The organism is Pseudoalteromonas sp. Z1A6, from assembly GCF_011378745.1.
Lineage (GTDB): Bacteria > Pseudomonadota > Gammaproteobacteria > Enterobacterales > Alteromonadaceae > Pseudoalteromonas > Pseudoalteromonas arctica.
In genome coordinates this window covers 1-1,117 of sequence record NZ_WTKW01000621.1, presented here as the reverse complement: position 1 = coordinate 1,117, position 1,117 = coordinate 1, and the positions used below count along the sequence as shown (strand labels likewise).

1 protein-coding gene is annotated in these 1,117 nt (G+C 35.2%); it reads left to right on the top strand.

Features of this window, described 5'->3' with window-relative positions:
• The first annotated feature begins 169 nt into the window (after positions 1-169).
• Entirely contained in the window at positions 170-871 is a 702-nt protein-coding gene (locus GQR46_RS19955; RefSeq protein ID WP_165742267.1) for a metal-dependent hydrolase, read from the top strand.
• Positions 872-1,117 lie beyond the last annotated feature (246 nt).

Below are 1,117 nucleotides of genomic sequence, written 5' to 3'. Positions count from 1 at the left end.
GGTAAAGTAAATAAAACAAAATTACCGCTAAAAGTGGCTGCTAAAAATAGCAGCCATAAATAAATTTATTATCCAAGCTCACGCTATTTTAAGCCCACCTTTAAAGTAAATTGAACAATTAAGTTTTTGATTGTTAGAATGCCCCCCTATTTTCCTATCAAGAGACACAATGGCAAACTTCAATACTCATCTTAATACTGCGCTAATCATCACAGGCTTAACCTCAGCCACCTTATTATCTGCAGGCCATATTGATTTAAAGGACGCGCTCTGGTTATGGTTTTTAGGCTCAATCGGCGGCTTATTACCCGACATAGATTCAGATAACTCCACATCACTCGATACTATTTTTAACTTATTTGCACTCAGCGCTGTATTACTGGTACTGCATTACATAACCACCGAGCTCATTATTACAATTAGTTTTATCGAATTAATCGTAGTGCCGTTATTGGTGTACGGATTTATGAAATATATTATTAGACCCATTTTTGAATGGATCACAGTACACAGAGGTAGTTGCCACTCTTTACTATTTATACTGTTATGCGCGCTATTAACAACGCAAGTAGCATGGAAACTGAATGACCAATCAACAGCACAAGCAGCCACTTTTGCCTGGCTAACAGGTGGATTTATTTTACTAGGCGGGTTAATTCATTTATTGCTGGACGAAATTTACAGCGTAGATTTAAGCAATGTCACCATTAAACGATCTTTTGGCACCGCTATGAAAATAGCTGACTTCGATAATAAATTAATTACGCTAGCTTCGATTATTGCCATTGCAGGTTTAATCTATGTAGCCCCGCCTACACAACAAACTATTATAGCGTTAAGTGATTGGTCTCAATTCATATTTTTCTCTTAAAAAGTAGATATGTAGGTATGTAATAATCCCTTTTACCGCATAGTGACTTCACATAGTTACAATTGCCCTATTCAATAAGTGGCTTTTTAAATTTGGTGTAAAAAGCTACTTATTCGTAGTGTAGTGACATAGTTAATGCCCTTTTAGTCATTGAAAGTTAATTCACAATGAATAATGAGACGTTTCGCTTTTAGAAGGCATACATGGCTTAAATAAAAACAGTTTTACAATTTAATTTTGATTTAA

What these genes read in the sequence shown, in the direction of transcription:
- GQR46_RS19955 (WP_165742267.1), top strand. Translation starts at nt 170, where the DNA reads ATGGCAAACTTCAATACTCATCTTAATACTGCGCTAATCATCACAGGC.